The sequence below is a fragment of the Epibacterium ulvae genome, from assembly GCF_900102795.1.
Lineage (GTDB): Bacteria > Pseudomonadota > Alphaproteobacteria > Rhodobacterales > Rhodobacteraceae > Epibacterium > Epibacterium ulvae.
In genome coordinates, this window is record NZ_FMWG01000002.1 from 78282 (window position 1) to 93728 (window position 15447).

Consider the following 15447-nt stretch of genomic DNA (forward strand, 5'->3'; position numbering starts at 1 on the left):
AGAATGGCAGAGCCAGAAGGCGTAACGCCTGACCTTTACCAGCTTGGCGTGGTGCTGACGGATCGCGGCTCTAAATACGCAGTGACCGGTGCGCCTGTAACTTCTCGTGCTGAGGTGGATGCGGTGTTACGCGCGCTAAAACGTGATCGTTCTTATGCGAAGGCTACCCATAACACATGGGCGGCCATTCTTCCTTCAGGGGGATTAAAAGCAGATGATGGAGAAAGCGGTGCGGGTATTGTCATCCTGCGTATGATGGAACGCGAAGCGATCAAAAATCATGTCATCATCGTGACACGTTGGTACGGTGGTAAAAAGCTTGGTGGTGATCGCTTCAGACGCGTTCAGGATGCGGTACGCGCGTATTTAGATACAAACAGTGCAAGCTGAATGACTTGATAAAGGTAATATCGCCGCCTTTGATGTGTATCAAAGCGTATCTCCCAAGATGTCTATGTAGTGTGTCCTGAATTGGTTGAAGCCTCAGGAGATCTACAATGACAGAGCACCGCATCAATGCAGAGCACGCAGCCCTTTTTGATCGGATGGGGCAGGCGCTTGGGCTGGATCTGGAAGAAGAGGCGATCGCAGGGCGGATGCCGTTTGATGAAATCGCGGATTCTGTTCTGCGTTGCAAAACCTGCGGTACACCACAAGCCTGCAAGCGTTGGCTCGATCGCATTGAAGGCAGCGCCGAAGTTGCAAGCGCAACTCCAAATTATTGCCGGAACAAGGAGCTCTTGTCCGAGCTCCTTGAAATGCAACGTTAGTTTCAGGATCCAGTGATCTGGCCCCAAAGGTCATATTCACCGGCTTCATCTACCTCAACCTGCACCAGATCGCCGACGTTCAACCCTTCTGTTCCTTCATCAATGAATAGATTTCCGTCAATTTCGGGGGCGTCAGCTTTGGTGCGGCAGGTGGCTATTCCTTCATCGTCGATGTCATCCACGATCACTTGTAAGGTCTTGCCGACCTTGGCCTCTAGTTTGGCCTCAGAAATCGCCTGCGCCTTTTCCATGAAACGTTCCCAGCGCTCTTGTTTGATCGCTTCTGATACATGATCCGGCAGTGCATTTGATCGCGCGCCATCGACGTTTTCATATTTAAAACAACCAACGCGATCTAATTGCGCTTCATCCATCCATTCAAGAAGATGCTGAAATTCCGCTTCGGTTTCTCCGGGGTATCCCACGATAAAGGTTGAACGCAGCGTGATGTCGGGACAGGTCGCGCGCCAGGCTGTAATTTCATCTAACGTTTTGGCCGCCGCTGCAGGGCGTGCCATCCGCTTTAACACATCAGGGTGGGCATGTTGGAACGGGATATCAAGGTAAGGTAACAGCGCGTTGCGATCATCTGCCATCAAGGGGATCAGTTCACGCACATGTGGGTAGGGGTAAACATAGTGCATTCGTACCCACAGTTCATCAGCAGGTGCAAGCCGCCCCAGTTCCCGTGATAGATCCTGTATATGGCTGCGGACATCGCTGTCTTTCCACGGGTGCGTGGAATATTTCCGGTCCAACCCATAGGCTGAGGTATCCTGCGAAATCACCAACAATTCTCGCACGCCAGAGGAGACGAGTTTCTCAGCCTCGCGTAGCACGGCATGCACAGGACGTGACGCCAGCTTGCCGCGCATATCGGGAATGATGCAGAATTTACACTTGTGATTGCAACCTTCTGAGATTTTCAGATAACTGAAATGACGTGGGGTCAGTTTGACACCAGCCGCAGGCAAAAGGTCTACAAACGGATTTGGCGCAGGGGGTACTGCCTGATGAACTGCATCCAGCACCTGCTCGTACTGATGCGGTCCCGTGACGGCAAGAATACGCGGGTGATGTTCGCGAATATAGTCTGGTTCTGCGCCCAGACACCCTGTCACAATCACCTTACCATTCTCTTTGAGCGCCTCACCGATGGCATCAAGGCTTTCAGCCTTAGCGCTGTCCAAAAAACCACAGGTGTTTACAATCACTGCATCTGCACCGGTGTAATCAGGAGAAATTCCATACCCTTCTGCGCGTAGCCGAGTGAGAATCCGCTCACTGTCCACTAGCGCTTTTGGGCACCCTAAAGAGACCATGCCCAAGGTTGGTTGGTCGGCGCGGGGACTGTCACCAATCTGTAGTTTGGGGGCGAGGTCCGGGCGGAGTTCTGGCGGATTGCTGGAGCGCGTGTCTGTCATGAGCGGGCATATACCTGCTGTATCTCTGTTTGAAAATGAAAGTTTTGCACCAGTGCAGCAATATGCGTGCCCGCGCTGAACTGTGCAATTTTTTGCGATGCGTTAGAACTTTGATTGCGCTGCGGTTCTTGGCTTTTTACTCTATGGTTAACGAAACGGGAGAAAATACCATGCGATGGGTCATACGCGGCATCTCAGCCCTTCTTTTTACAGCCGCAGCCTTGCTGGGTCTCTTGTTACTTTTACCAGGAGAGAAAATCGCGGGATTGGCAGCCGATCAGGTCGAAAAACAGACCGGACGTAAATTAACGATCTCGGGCCCTGTGCAATTCAGCTTCTGGCCAACCGTTGGAATTAAGGCAGATGGTGTCTGGTTTCAAAACGCTGGATGGGCAGGGCCGGATCCAATGTTTCAAGCCGAGCGGTTGAACATCGGTCTTGATGCGGCGGATCTTTTGTTTGGCACAGTGAATATCACCGAACTGACCGCAATTTTACCTGTTCTGAACCTCGCGGTGGATGCGGACGGGCGCGGGAATTGGGAATTTAGTCAGGCGCAGACTTCTGCAGCGACATCTGATCCTGAGACCACAACACTTCTTAGCGTTGCGCGTATGGGATTGCGTGGGGCGACGTTGCGATATGCGCCGCATGGTGAGGCCCCGATTGAACTTACACAGGTGGATCTTGATCTGAACTGGCCAAATCCCGATGCGGCCGCAGAATTTGATATCTCTCTGCGTCCGGCAGGCGCGCCTGTTCGCCTCACCGGGAATGTGGAAGATATGGCGGCCCTTATGAACGGAGCCAGCACCAGATCCCGCGTGGCTGCAAAACTTCCGGGCGGCAACGCCTTGTTTGAAGGTGCCATTGCGACAAATGGGCAGGTGCAAGGCCAGCTGACACTGAACAGTGACAATACAAGTGATGCTTTCCAAGCGGTTGGATTGGGGGATGTCGAGCTCCCGAATGGGATGGGGCAGCGTGTAGATCTTGCAACTGCGGTGACTTACGATGGTGTTGGGAAGCTAACGTTTGATGATCTCAGCGCTGATCTGGATGGCAATCGATTTACGGGAGAAGCGACAGTTGATCTGACACCTGAACGGCCCAATGTTGTGGCACGACTGACGGCGGATGCGCTGAATCTAAGCGAAGCTCTTTCAAGCGATGAAACCACGCCTGCATCCGCACCTCAAACGGGTTGGCCGACTGATAGAATTGACGCAAGCGCGCTTTCTTTTGCGGACGGAGATGTTTCTTTTACGTTCAACAGTTTGCGGGCAGGGGATCTACGCTTTGGGCCTAGTCAGTTGCAACTTTCTCTTGAACGTTCACGGGCAGTGATGAAACTGCAGCCCGCTGCCCTGTTTGATGGTCAAGTGCGCGGTCAAATGGTTGTAAACAATCGATCTGGTCTCTCGATCGGTGGCGATCTCAATTTCGAAGGCGTGCGGCTGGAACAGTTACTTGGTCAGACCGCGGGTTTTGATAAATTGAACGGTGAAGCCGTGGGACAGCTGCAATATCTTGCGTCGGGCAATTCGATAGACGCTTTGATGAAATCAGTGTCAGGCAAAGGGCGTCTGGATGTCGGCAAAGGATTTTTCACAGGTTTTGATCTGGAAGCCCTGATGAAACCCGGTGGAGGTAACGGGGGCAGCACAGTATTTGATGCGATGAAAGGAACTTTCGCGATGGAGGCCGGGATTTTGGACAATCAGGATCTCTTGATGCAAGTGAAAGGAATTTCTGTCGAAGGTGCGGGGCAAGTTTTGTTGGGCGTACAAGCATTGGATTACCTCTTTACACCCAAGGTGGAAACTGGCGATCAGTTGATTTCGATCCCTGTCAAAGTGACTGGCCCCTGGGCCGATCCAAAGATCCGTCCCGATCTCTCCCGCGCGGTTGCCCCCAAGCTGGAGGAAGTGAAAGAGGATGCAAAGCAAAAGCTTCGAGAGACCATCAGTGAAAAACTTGAATTGGACGTGACCCCGGATCAGAATGTAAACGAGATCCTGAAAGACCGGATTGAAAAAGAGGCAAAAGACCAGTTGCTGAAGTTTTTATCCGGCAACTAACGAATGTTTTTTACCGGATACGCAGGCGCTCCCGCCATTATGGCGGGAGCGCGGTCGCTTGCCGGAGGCAGGCGAAACGTCTTTGACGTTATTGTTCAGTCAGCAGGTTAAATGCGAATTGGATTGGCTTTGGCCAAAGCATCAAACTGCATCAGACTGTCCACAAGAGAGGGCATTTGATCCAGATAGATCATATTCGGCCCATCTGAAGGTGCCTGATCCGGGTCTTCATGTGTTTCAATGAAAACAGCTGCAATACCAAGCGAAACCGCCGCACGTGCCATCAAAGGTGCAAATTCGCGCTGCCCGCCCGTTGAACCACCTTTGCCACCAGGTTGCTGCACAGAATGGGTTGCATCCATCACCACGGGATAACCGCCTTTGGCCATCTGCGGCAGGCCGCGCATGTCAGCCACAAGAGTGTTGTAGCCAAAAGATGTTCCGCGTTCGGTCAGGAGTATCTTGGTGTTGCCCGTGCTTTCGACCTTTTTGACAACATTCTCCATATCCCAAGGAGCAAGGAATTGCCCTTTCTTGATGTTGATTGCCTTGCCTGTTTCACCAGCGGCCAACAACATGTCGGTCTGACGACATAGAAACGCTGGGATTTGCAGAATATCTACAGCGTCAGCTGCAAGCGCGCATTGCTCTGCTGTATGGACATCGGTCAGAACCGGCACTGCAAACTCTCTCCCGATATCGGCTAAAATTTGCAACCCAGCATCAATACCGGGGCCGCGTTTGCCGGATAGCGAGGTGCGGTTGGCTTTGTCATAAGAAGCTTTAAATACATATTGCGCGCCTGCTTTTTCACAGGCTTCTTTCATTTGCCCCGCAATCATTTGTGCGTGATCTGCGCTTTCCAGCTGGCAAGGGCCGGCAATGATAGTCAACGGTTGATCATTGCCAACAGTGATCCCGGCGATGTCGATATTTTTCATGATTATGACGAAACCTGTTCTCTGAGAATGGACGCGGTAAGCGAGCACATCAGATAAATACCGGAAAACACCAGAAACGCCAGAATGGTATTTTCGAACTTCCGTGGATAAGAGGGTTCTTCGCTGGCAACAGGTTCCACATGCGTGGTGAGATAACGCACTTGGCGGTTTGCCTCCATCTGCGTGGTTTGCCGTTGTTCGAGTGCTGCCTGCAGCATTAAATCACGGGTTGCCAGATCCATCTGAGCCATCTGGATTTGGACCCGCAGGTTTGCAAGAGAATTCTCTCCGGCTGAGGCATCTTGCATGCGCGCATTGAGGTTGGCGATCACAGCTTCCAGACGGCTAATATCACCTTCGACACCAGCAACTTTGGCGCGATTAGGGCGGCTGTTGTCCACCAAAGCGGCAAGTTCCAGCTGTTTCTCCTGCAGTTGCAGTTCAAATGTGCCGATTTGAGAGCGAAGAGACGCGATCACGCCTTCTGGGTCAAGAACGGACCCCTGTTGTTGCAGGCGGACCAGATGCTCTTGTGCGTCGCGACGTTGCGATTCCGCCTGTTCAAGCGCGGTTTCAGATTCAGATAATTGATCTGAACGTTTTTGACTGGAGAGATTATTGACGCGCTCCTGTGCATAAGAGATCAACTTGCGCGAAAATTCAGCTGCAATCTCTGGATCGGCAGCCGAAACCTCCATACGGATCACGCCTTCAGTCGGATCATACCCAATGTTGATGTTGCGCGTGTAGGCTTTGAACACATCTTCATTGGTGGCTTCAGAATCGAGCCGCTGAATAGGATCAATCCATTCCTGTGTGAAATGTGTGCGAAATCCGATTTCGTTATCCAAACGCAGCATTGCTTCTTTGGATTCCAAATAACCCTGAACCGCAATGGAATCCTGGCTCGTTGCAAATTGCGTGCCGCTTAACAGACCGCCAGCCCCGCCGCCGCCGTCTGCTGTCAAAACCAGAAATTCGGATTTTGAGGAATACATCGGCGTGGCGATTTTGGTGAAATAAATGCCTGCCGCCAGAGTTGGTATCAACACAAAGAAGGACAAGCGGCCAACCAACAGGGCAAGTTTCTTGCGCCGCCGCCGTGCAATGTCCTCTTGTATTGCTTTGATCTCTTTCGTGCGTCGTTCCGCCGGGCTCAGTTCGGTTGAGGGCAGAGAGGATTTTGCGGTGGGCAGTGTCTGTGGCAATTGAACCGCTGCGGGTGCCTCTGGGTTGCCCTCGGGTTGGGCGGTGTTTTTTGGAACGACCAGCTCCAGCATATTGGCATGTTTAAAGGGATCAATGCCTTTTGTACGAAGCAAACGCACAGCGTCAAAATCGGATGTCGCGGACAGTCCATGTTTTTGCGCAAGCCGCCGGGCCATACGAAGTTGGCGTCCGGTCAGGCCTTCGCGTTTGATAACCTCAATGTCGGTATCCATCGAGCGTTCTTGCGGATCCCGCAGCGCAGCCGCCATTTTCAGCTGAGCCCCCTTATCGTTGCCTGCAGCTTTAGGGGAGTCCGCCTCTGACGGGGACACCTGTTCAGCCTGAGGGCCTTCAATCGCCTTTGCGGTCGCAGGTGTTTCACTGCTGGGCGTGTTGCCGTTGCGGCGGATCCGAAACTTTTTAGCCTTGGGTTTCATAGTCATAGAGCTGTTTCGCTTCTTCCAAGGAGTCAAACATATACAACTGCCCGTCCAACAGCACGGCGGCTGTTCGGGCGAATTTCTCGAGGGTTTTGGCCTGATGAGACACAATCACAATAGTCGTTGTCTGCAATCGTTCTTCAAGAATGGAACCGGCTTTCTTGTTGAATTCCACATCGGTGGTGCTGGGCATGCCTTCATCGATCAGATAAATGTCGAAATCCAGGGCCAGCATCAAAGAAAAATTGAACCGTGCGCGCATCCCTGAAGAGTAAGTGCCAAGGGGCTGATCAAAATATTCCCCCAGACCACAAAGCCAGCGGCAATAAGCTTCAACATAGTCTGGATCAAGACCATAAAGCTTGGCGATGTAGCGTGCATTCTCCATAGCAGAGAGACGTGAAACCACCCCACCCATAAAGCCAAGAGGAAAAGAAATTTTGCTGCTTCGGCGAATTTCGCCCTCATCCGGTTTTTCTAAACCCGCCATCATATTGACAAGTGTTGTTTTGCCGGTGCCATTGGGGGCCAGAATACCCATTGAAGTGCCAAGCTCCACCTTAAAGGAGACCCGGTCAAGGATCACCTTGCGCTGTGTGCCCGTCCAAAAGGACTTGCTGACATTTTCAAACTCTAGCATCAGATATTCCGCTATGGTTCATCAAGACCCGTTCTGGGTTCCATCTATGGAGACCCCAAAAGGTAAAGCGCCCTATTGGTAAAACATCCCCATTAATTCAATATGTAGCGATTTGGGCTTTATTGTGTCTATTTGAGTCTTATTTTATCAAAATAAGATTAAATGTCTGTCGTTTATTACTGTGGCATTTGAACGCGTTGTGGGAAACGGGGAGTCGTATGAAAAAAACGGAGCATGGTAGCCTTGCACAGGAAATTCGAGGTTGCCGTCTTTGCGCAGATCGCTTTGCTGCCACGGCTACAGCGCATCGGCCCCGCCCGGTTGCATGGTTTAAACCTGGGGCGCGCCTCTTGATTGCGGGGCAGGCGCCGGGCTTGCGTGTGCATGAAAGTGGCAAACCGTTTACAGATGCCTCCGGCGATCGCCTGCGAGAATGGTTGGGGTTAAGCGATGATGCGTTTTATGATCAAAACCGCGTTGCGATTGTGCCAATGGCCTTTTGCTTTCCGGGCTATTCCGCCAAAAAAGCGGATCTGCCACCGCCTAAAATATGTGGGCAGACCTGGCATGACCGTGTGATGAAAGCGCTTCCCGAAATTGATCTGCGCATCCTTGTGGGAGGGCACGCGCATAAATATCATCTAGGGGTCAAAGGCGGCGTAACCGAAGTGGTTCAGAACTGGCGCGCTTATGCGCCAAACGTATTTCCCTTGCCACATCCTTCATGGCGCAATACCGGATGGTTGAAACGGAACCCCTGGTTTGAAAAAGAATTGCTGCCGGTGCTGCGCCGCCGGGTCAAGGAGGTGATGATATGAGCGAGACAACCCCGATTGATCAGGCTCACGCGGCGATGGAGTTGGCTCCGAATGACGCCAATGCACGCTTGCGATTTTACGAACGCTTGGCGGACAGCGAGCTGTTTTTGATGCTGGAGGCAGAACCTGAGGGCGAAAAGATTTCACCTGCGTTGTTTGAAACAGAGGAAGGACGCTTTGTGCTGGTGTTTGACCGCGAAGAACGTCTTGCGGAGTTTGCAGGTCAGGTGGTGCCTTATGTGGCGCTCTCTGGGCGGATGGTGACCCAGATGCTGGCCGGGCAGGGGATTGGACTGGGGGTAAATCTTGATGTCGCGCCTTCGGCCATTTTGATCCCTGAAACCGGTGTGCTTTGGTTGCAGGAAACGTTGGGGCACGGGCCTGAAGAGGTTGAGGCGGGTGTTGAGGAATTCTTACCGCCAACCGGACTGCCTGAAGCGCTATTGACGGCTCTGGACATGAAATTGGCAACAGCGGCAGGATTGGCCAGCAATGCGTATCTTGTTGCGCTACGATACGCCGGTGGTGGACAAGGTCACTTGTTGGGCTTTGTAGGGGCGCAAAAACAAGCCGAAAGTGCCTTGGCCAAGGCCGTATCAGAAGCACTGACCTTTTCAGGGATCGAGGTGGGGGCATTGGATGTGAGCTTTTTTGATGCCAAAGACCCTGCAGCTGCGCGTCTTGCACGTGCAGGATTGCGATTTGAGTTGCCAAAGGCAGAAGATCCCAAAAGTTTCCAACCTGTCGCACCCGGATCTGATCCTGATAAACCCCCGCGTCTTATTTGACGGTGTGAAACATCGGGGAGAGGCTGAGGGTTTTGCTGATGTCTCACATGAAAAGAGAGGGGCTCCCGCCCGTCATCAATTTCAAAGAAATCTCTTCCCGTTGGGCCAAGCGCCACCCTTCGGGCGGCGCAGATGGGACCGCCACGGTATATAAAAACACGCACCAGTTGGCGCGTGTTTTTGTCAAGATTTATTGCGGATCAAGATTGTTCGGATTCCAGCTTATCTTGAGTTTTTGTCTCGAAGTCTTCTGCACTGTGACGTTCATGTAGTTGCAGATGCAATTCTCCAAAAGAACGATTTACCATACGCCCCCGGAGCACAGCTGGTCGTGCATCAATGGCTTTTGCCCAACGCATAACGTTTTCATAGCTTTCCACATCGAGGAATTCCGCGGCCCCATAAAGGCGACCAAGCGCCAATTGGCCGTACCATGACCAAATCGCGATGTCGGCAATGGAATAGCTGTCTCCCGCGATGAATTCAGAATTGGCGAGCTGGCGGTTCAGAACGTCCAATTGACGTTTTGTTTCCATGGTGAAACGGTCAATCGGATATTGCCACTGTTCTGGTGCATAGTGATAGAAATGACCAAAACCGCCGCCAAGGTAAGGCGCGCTGCCCATCTGCCAGAACAACCAGTTCATCACCTTTGTACGCTCTGGGCCTGATTTGGGTAGGAAGGCGTCAAACTTGTCTGCAAGATGGACAAGGATAGAGCCGCTTTCAAATACTGGCAGGGGCGCTTCACCAGTGTGATCCATCAGTGCAGGGATTTTTGAGTTCGGATTGATATCAACAAAATCCGATCCAAATTGATCACCTTTTCCGATGTTGATCAGCCATGCATCATATTCAGCGCCATTGTGCCCGGCCGCCAAAAGCTCTTCGAGCATGATTGTCACTTTGACACCATTGGGGGTGGCAAGCGAATAGAGCTGGAACGGATGTTCGCCGACCGGCAGCTCTTTGTCATGGGTTGTGCCTGCAATGGGGCGATTAATGCTCGCAAATTCGCCACCATTGTCTTGCTCCCAAACCCAGACTTTTGGCGGCGTGTAGGGTGTCTCTGTCATAAGATATGCCTTATTTTTTGATCACTCGGCCTTGCTCAGGCCAGAAGTTCGAAATGGCAACACGTCCGGATACGTATCGTAGGGCTAAAATATGCAAGCGGATGAAAATTCCAATGACTGGAATGTTGTTTTTTCGACTTGTAACGAAAATTGCGAGTTTCGTAACAAAAGGTCCGCTTTCTACACAGACGCGTGTCCCCCCCTACGCAAAGCAAAAAAAAAGAATATGATATTGTCAACGGCGCCCAACAGGAGGGCGTACGGATCACAACCCTTAATTCAGGAGTTCACATGAAACGTTTTGCACTTGCTGCTCTCGCAGCCGCGAGCTTTGCCCTGCCAGCCTTTGCAGGTGACCAATATGTCGATGAAACCGGTTTTGCGGTTTCTGGTTACGATGTGGTTGCATACCGCAGCTTGGCTCAGTCCGCGGTCGGTACCTCACAGCCTGAAGCAATTCCCGGTAAGGCTTCGATCACAGCTGAATATAATGGGTCTACTTTCGCATTTGCGACCGAAGAAAATCGCGACAAATTTGTAAGCAACCCTGATTTTTACGCGCCTCAGTTCGATGGCCATTGTGCTTATGGTGTCGCTAAAGGTGGTAAAGTTCCTGGTAACCCACACCTGTGGCGGATCGTTGATGATAAACTGTACCTGAACATCACCAAAAACGTTGTTGGTTTTTGGGAAGAAGACATCCCGGGTAACATCAACTTAGCGGGTGGAAACTGGGTCGGCCTAGAGCCAACAGAGGCATCTGATCGCACCATCCCTAACTTTTCTTCCCCCGCACCTGCAAAGAAGTAAAATCTGATTTGATACAGATTGCGCGCGCTGCGTGATCTGTATCTTTAACAAAAAAGCGGAGCACTTGAAAAGGTGCTCCGCTTTTTTGTTGTTTATTGTTTCGGATTAAGTCTGCCCGTTGATAATCAAACGTGCCTCTTTGAAAGACACAAGGGTACGACTGTCTTCATCCCAAAGGTGCAGGCGCGCGTTTTGAAAACTTTCTGCAATTGTCATCCGGTTGCTGTCTTCCAGCGCGGAATGATCGTCCAACACCTCGGTCAAACGATAAAAGGGGATGCGACTGTTTAAATGATGTACATGGTGAATACCGATGTTAGCGCTAAACCACTGTAACACAGGAGGCATTACATAGTGCGAGCTGCCTTCAAGTGCGGCTTCATGCATATGCCAGTTTTCATCTTGTTCCCAATGTGTGGTTTCAAACTGATGCTGCACATAAAACAACCACATGCCAAGTGTCGCCGCGAGTAGGGTTGAAGGCACGAAAATGGTCAGTAAAGGCATCCAACCACCGATCATATAGACGCCTAGAAGCCAAAGGCCGAGCACCGCATTTGTCACCATTGCACTGATCCAGAACTGGCGATGTTCGGTTAATCCAAGCGGCAAGCGGTTCTGAAAGAAAAACAGATAAGCAGGTCCAAAGCCAAATAGCACAACGGGATTGCGGTAGACCCGGTAAACAAGCCGATCAAACCGCGACAGCGCTTTATACTCGGCGACCGTTTTTGTGTGGATATCCCCCATGCCGCGCCGTCCAAGATTGCCGGTGGAATTGTGATGTACCGAATGGGTTCGTTTCCAGACATCATAAGGCGTGAGCGTGACGACCCCTAAAAGGCGACCTGTCCAGTCATTGACGCTTCGTGTCGCAAAAAACGAACCATGGCCACAATCGTGCTGGATTGCAAAAAGGCGCAACAGGAACCCGGCATTGATCAGTGAAAGAAAAACCGCAAGAAATGGGCTAAAGCTGAGAGCCCACCAAGCCAGCCCCCACAAGCCCACAAAGGCACCAAGCGTCACGCTTAGCTCTAACACCGAACGGCGGGTATTGGGGTCGCGGTAGGCTGCAAGAAGTTTCACCCACTCACGCGCGTTGCGTGCTTCGGGCTGTTCGCCCCCGGTTTGTGTCGTTTGATCGAACATGCGCCTGCTTTTGTTATCTGATGGAAACGGCCAGGCATCCATGCGCAGCCATAAGGGGTCATCATACGCATCTATGATGCGCCTGCCCATTGAAGAAAGAAAGGCCCCAATAGAACGTGATCCGTTGTGACACAGTCTCTGGAGGGTTAAAAGGAAAACGCCCCGTTCGGTGTCGAACTGGGGCGTTTTGTCACCGGGCAAAGCGAATCGCTTACCGCTTGCGATCGCGCCGGTTGTTCATAGGTTGGAACGCTACACCAACATGTGCCTCGCAATAGGGTTTGCCTTGCTGCACCGGTAGGCCACAGAACCAGAAATCTTCGGTTGCAGGATCCCCGACCGGCCATTTGCAAGTGCGCTCGGTCAGCTCCATCAAGGTCAGCTTTTTGGCCTTTTTCTCAATCTCGTTTACCTTGGCGAGCGCTTCAGGGCTGATTTCATTCGCCGAGGGTTGCGGAGGGAGAGGCTGGCCAGCAGGGATAATCTGCTTGCGTGCAGGCAGGCTGGGCTTGGAGGTTGCTGCAGGCGCAGGAGTTTGTGGGCGTGCAGGCTCCGTTTTGGGTTGTGGTTTGGGCTTTGGCGCTGCTGCTGCAGGTTTTGGTGCAGGCGCGGCTGCCGCAGCAGACTTTTCTTTAGCCTCTGTGGTCTTTGATGTGGTGGTCGCACGGTTGGACAATCCCAGCCGATGGACCTTGCCAATCACCGCGTTACGGGTCACCCCGCCCAGCTCTTTGGCGATCTGGCTGGCCGATTGCCCTTCGCCCCACATTTTCTTGAGCAGTTCAACGCGCTCGTCTGTCCAGGACATTGTTTGCCTTTCCAAGCTAATAGCGGCCCCAGGATCCTGCGGCCGCCATCGAATTCCATATCAGCTGCTCATTCTAGCGAATCAAGCCCGAGTTACAAGGCATCTTGCGCCTTGTGGTGAAGAAGCTATGCAAGGGGACAACAGACAGGCGAGGGTAACATGGCACAAAGCGGGTACAAAGTGGAATTGGGCGAGCGCAGATTTGGCCGTATCAATTGGCTGGGCATGCGGACTCTTGCGCAACGCGAGATCAAACGATTTTGGGTTGTCTGGACCCAGACGCTCATGGCGCCCATGGTGACTGCGGCGCTTTTTCTGTTGATTTTCAATATCGCAATTGGTCCAAGCCGGGGCGATGTAATGGGCGTGCCGTTTCTTCACTTCCTCGCGCCGGGCATTTTAACGATGACAGTGATCCAAAATGCCTTTGCAAATACATCCTCTTCCATTGTGATTTCAAAAGTGCAGGGCAACATTGTTGATACCTTGATGCCCCCTTTGTCGGGAGTGGAACTATTGCTTGGCTATCTTGCAGGTGCTGTTGTGCGTGGGCTTTTTGTGGCCTCTGGTATCGGGATCGGGCTGATGCTGGTGTTGGGTCTGGTGCCAGCACATCCACTGGTGGCGCTCGCCTTTGTGGTGTTGGGTGCTGTGTTTCTGGGCGGCGTCGGCATCATCGCTGGGGTCTTTGCTGATAAATTTGATCAGATGGCCGCCATTACAAACTTCATTGTTACGCCGCTCGCCTTTTTATCGGGGACGTTTTATTCAGTTGCCGCATTGCCTCCGGTTTTGCAGGGGCTGTCGCGTGTCAATCCGGTGTTTTATCTCATCGATGGTGTGCGATTCGGTGTTATCGGAACCTCTGATAGCTCTCCGATGTTGGGGGCGATGGTCTGTCTTGGGGCTTGTGGCGCAGTTTGTGCTCTGGCGTGGTGGATGCTGCGCACAGGATATCGCCTGAAAAATTGATATATCGCGATTTGTTCTTTCTGAAACCCGGTCTGCTTAGCTGGCCGGGTTTTGTTTTGGGGCGAGCCGACTTGAGGCTTATAAAAATAGGACGAATTGAAGGAATAAGCAGCCATAAAGGCTTCACAACATAGATTTCCTCCGTTATGGAAGCTCTCATGATCAGATTTGTCACATCCCTGACGCTACGACGTCGACGTTGAAACAACACTACAGGGCCATTGCGCTCTGATTTGATCATTGTGCCCAAAGATTGGACGCATAACCTCCTTAAATGATTGACCCTTTGGCTTGGCTGTGTACAGCTTTGGCCTTCCATTCCGAGAAAAGGATGATCCCGATGATCGCATCCGTATTGCCCACCTATTCGCGCGCGCCGCTTCAGTTTGTGAAGGGTGAAGGCTCTTGGCTGATCGAAGCAGATGGCCGCCGATTTTTGGACCTTGGGGCAGGGATTGCGGTGAATGCGCTGGGTCATGCACATCCAAAACTTGTGGATGCACTCACAAGTCAGGCGCAGAACCTATGGCATGTCTCTAATCTCTACGAGATCCCGCAGCAACAGGCATTGGCAGACACATTGGTCGACAACAGCTTTGCCGATACGGTATTTTTCACCAATTCAGGCACGGAATCTTGTGAACTCGCAGTGAAGATGGCGCGTAAATATTTTTACGAAAAAGGAGAGCCTGATCGGGTTGAGATCATCACTTTTGACGGCTCTTTTCATGGCCGCTCTGCTGCTGGAATTGCTGCTGCGGGTTCTGAGAAAATGACCAAAGGCTTTGGTCCTTTGTTGCCGGGTTTTGTGCACCTTACCTTCGGGGATCTGGATGGTGTGACCAATGCCATTACGGATAAAACGGCTGCCATCCTCATAGAGCCCGTGCAAGGTGAAGGCGGTATTCGCCCCGTGCCGGATGCAGAACTGAAGACGTTGCGCGCTTTGTGTGATGAACATGGCCTCTTGCTTATTTTTGACGAAGTCCAATGTGGAGTGGGCCGAACGGGCAAGCTGTTTGCGCATGAATGGGCAGGCGTGACGCCTGATATCATGATGGTCGCCAAAGGGATTGGCGGTGGGTTCCCTCTGGGGGCTGTGTTGGCCACCGAAAAGGCCGCCTTTGGTATGACGGCGGGCACCCATGGTTCGACTTATGGCGGCAACCCTCTGGGCTGCGCGGTTGGAAACGCGGTTTTGGACGAAGTTACCTCTGACGGGTTTCTGAATGAGGTGAACCGCAAAGCCGGTCTTTTGCGCCAAAAGTTGGAAGGTTTGATTGCACAACATCCGGCAGTTTTTTCAGAAGTGCGCGGTGTGGGGCTCATGCTGGGGCTGAAATGTATCGTGACAAATATGGATGTTGTGCAGGTGGGCTATGACAATCAGTTGATTACCGTACCTGCGGCTGACAATGTCATCCGCCTTCTGCCTCCTCTTACACTCACGGATGACGATATCGATGCTGCTCTTGATTTGCTGGACAAAACCGCAGCCCAGCTCAGCGCTGCCTAATG

At 52.1% G+C, this 15447-nt stretch carries 15 protein-coding genes; 8 read left to right on the forward strand and 7 right to left on the reverse strand.

All coding sequences use genetic code 11. The annotated features are described in order from the left end of the window. Positions 1–3 precede the first annotated feature (3 nt). Both BLP79_RS02840 and BLP79_RS02845 read left to right on the forward strand, forming a co-directional pair. Positions 4–390: a YigZ family protein gene (locus BLP79_RS02840; protein WP_090215969.1), complete on the forward strand. Its 387-nt coding sequence runs from the start codon at positions 4–6 to the stop codon at positions 388–390. Positions 391–497: 107 nt separating this feature from the next. Further along, on the forward strand, positions 498–770 hold the full coding sequence (locus BLP79_RS02845) for a DUF6455 family protein (protein WP_090215972.1): 273 nt from the start codon (positions 498–500) through the stop codon (positions 768–770). A gap of 2 nt (positions 771–772) precedes the next feature. Here the strand turns inward: BLP79_RS02845 and rimO are convergent, their stop codons facing one another. Next, complete coding sequence (rimO, locus tag BLP79_RS02850; protein WP_090215976.1) at positions 773–2194, reverse strand: 30S ribosomal protein S12 methylthiotransferase RimO; 1422 nt, start codon at positions 2192–2194, stop codon at positions 773–775. Between the two features lie 170 nt (positions 2195–2364). Here rimO and BLP79_RS02855 point away from each other — a divergent pair, with 170 nt between their 5' ends. Further along, the gene (locus tag BLP79_RS02855; RefSeq protein ID WP_170830442.1) at positions 2365–4275 is read left to right on the forward strand and encodes an AsmA family protein; all 1911 of its coding nucleotides are present in this window, start codon (positions 2365–2367) and stop codon (positions 4273–4275) included. Between the two features lie 107 nt (positions 4276–4382). On the opposite strand, the gene kdsA is transcribed toward BLP79_RS02855, so the two are convergent. The 3 genes from kdsA to BLP79_RS02870 are packed head-to-tail and all read right to left on the reverse strand — an operon-like array spanning position 4383 to position 7505. After that, positions 4383–5216: a 3-deoxy-8-phosphooctulonate synthase gene (gene kdsA, locus BLP79_RS02860; protein ID WP_090215982.1), complete on the reverse strand. Its 834-nt coding sequence runs from the start codon at positions 5214–5216 to the stop codon at positions 4383–4385. Positions 5217–5218: 2 nt separating this feature from the next. Next, the gene (locus BLP79_RS02865) at positions 5219–6868 is read right to left on the reverse strand and encodes a KpsE/RkpR family capsule polysaccharide export protein (protein ID WP_090215985.1); all 1650 of its coding nucleotides are present in this window, start codon (positions 6866–6868) and stop codon (positions 5219–5221) included. Continuing rightward, positions 6846–7505 carry an ABC transporter ATP-binding protein gene (locus BLP79_RS02870; RefSeq protein WP_090215988.1) on the reverse strand — a complete coding sequence of 220 codons (660 nt, stop codon included), beginning with the start codon at positions 7503–7505 and terminating at the stop codon, positions 6846–6848. Before BLP79_RS02870 ends, BLP79_RS02865 begins: the two co-directional genes overlap by 23 nt. A gap of 218 nt (positions 7506–7723) precedes the next feature. Between BLP79_RS02870 and BLP79_RS02875 the strand changes: the two genes are divergently transcribed. Both BLP79_RS02875 and BLP79_RS02880 read left to right on the forward strand, forming a co-directional pair. Further along, positions 7724–8323: a uracil-DNA glycosylase family protein gene (locus tag BLP79_RS02875; RefSeq protein ID WP_090215991.1), complete on the forward strand. Its 600-nt coding sequence runs from the start codon at positions 7724–7726 to the stop codon at positions 8321–8323. Then, the gene (locus BLP79_RS02880; RefSeq protein WP_090215995.1) at positions 8320–9111 is read left to right on the forward strand and encodes an SseB family protein; all 792 of its coding nucleotides are present in this window, start codon (positions 8320–8322) and stop codon (positions 9109–9111) included. Before BLP79_RS02875 ends, BLP79_RS02880 begins: the two co-directional genes overlap by 4 nt. A 200-nt stretch (positions 9112–9311) precedes the next feature. Here the strand turns inward: BLP79_RS02880 and yghU are convergent, their stop codons facing one another. Next, positions 9312–10187, reverse strand: a complete 876-nt coding sequence (yghU, locus tag BLP79_RS02885; RefSeq protein WP_090215999.1) for a glutathione-dependent disulfide-bond oxidoreductase — start codon at positions 10185–10187, stop codon at positions 9312–9314. 291 nt (positions 10188–10478) lie between these two features. Between yghU and BLP79_RS02890 the strand changes: the two genes are divergently transcribed. Continuing rightward, the gene (locus tag BLP79_RS02890; RefSeq protein ID WP_090216004.1) at positions 10479–10997 is read left to right on the forward strand and encodes a YHS domain-containing (seleno)protein; all 519 of its coding nucleotides are present in this window, start codon (positions 10479–10481) and stop codon (positions 10995–10997) included. Positions 10998–11102: 105 nt separating this feature from the next. Here BLP79_RS02890 and BLP79_RS02895 read toward each other — a convergent pair whose 3' ends face one another. Next, on the reverse strand, positions 11103–12149 hold the full coding sequence (locus tag BLP79_RS02895) for a fatty acid desaturase (RefSeq protein WP_090216903.1): 1047 nt from the start codon (positions 12147–12149) through the stop codon (positions 11103–11105). A 211-nt stretch (positions 12150–12360) separates the two neighbouring features. After that, positions 12361–12957 carry a GcrA family cell cycle regulator gene (locus tag BLP79_RS02900; RefSeq protein ID WP_090216008.1) on the reverse strand — a complete coding sequence of 199 codons (597 nt, stop codon included), beginning with the start codon at positions 12955–12957 and terminating at the stop codon, positions 12361–12363. 159 nt (positions 12958–13116) lie between these two features. Between BLP79_RS02900 and BLP79_RS02905 the strand changes: the two genes are divergently transcribed. Next, positions 13117–13929 (forward strand): ABC transporter permease, encoded by an 813-nt coding sequence (locus BLP79_RS02905; RefSeq protein WP_090216012.1) that lies wholly within the window; start codon positions 13117–13119, stop codon positions 13927–13929. Between the two features lie 340 nt (positions 13930–14269). Beyond that, positions 14270–15445, forward strand: coding sequence for an aspartate aminotransferase family protein (locus tag BLP79_RS02910; RefSeq protein ID WP_090216015.1), 1176 nt, complete (start codon positions 14270–14272; stop codon positions 15443–15445). The last annotated feature ends 2 nt before the right edge of the window (positions 15446–15447 follow it).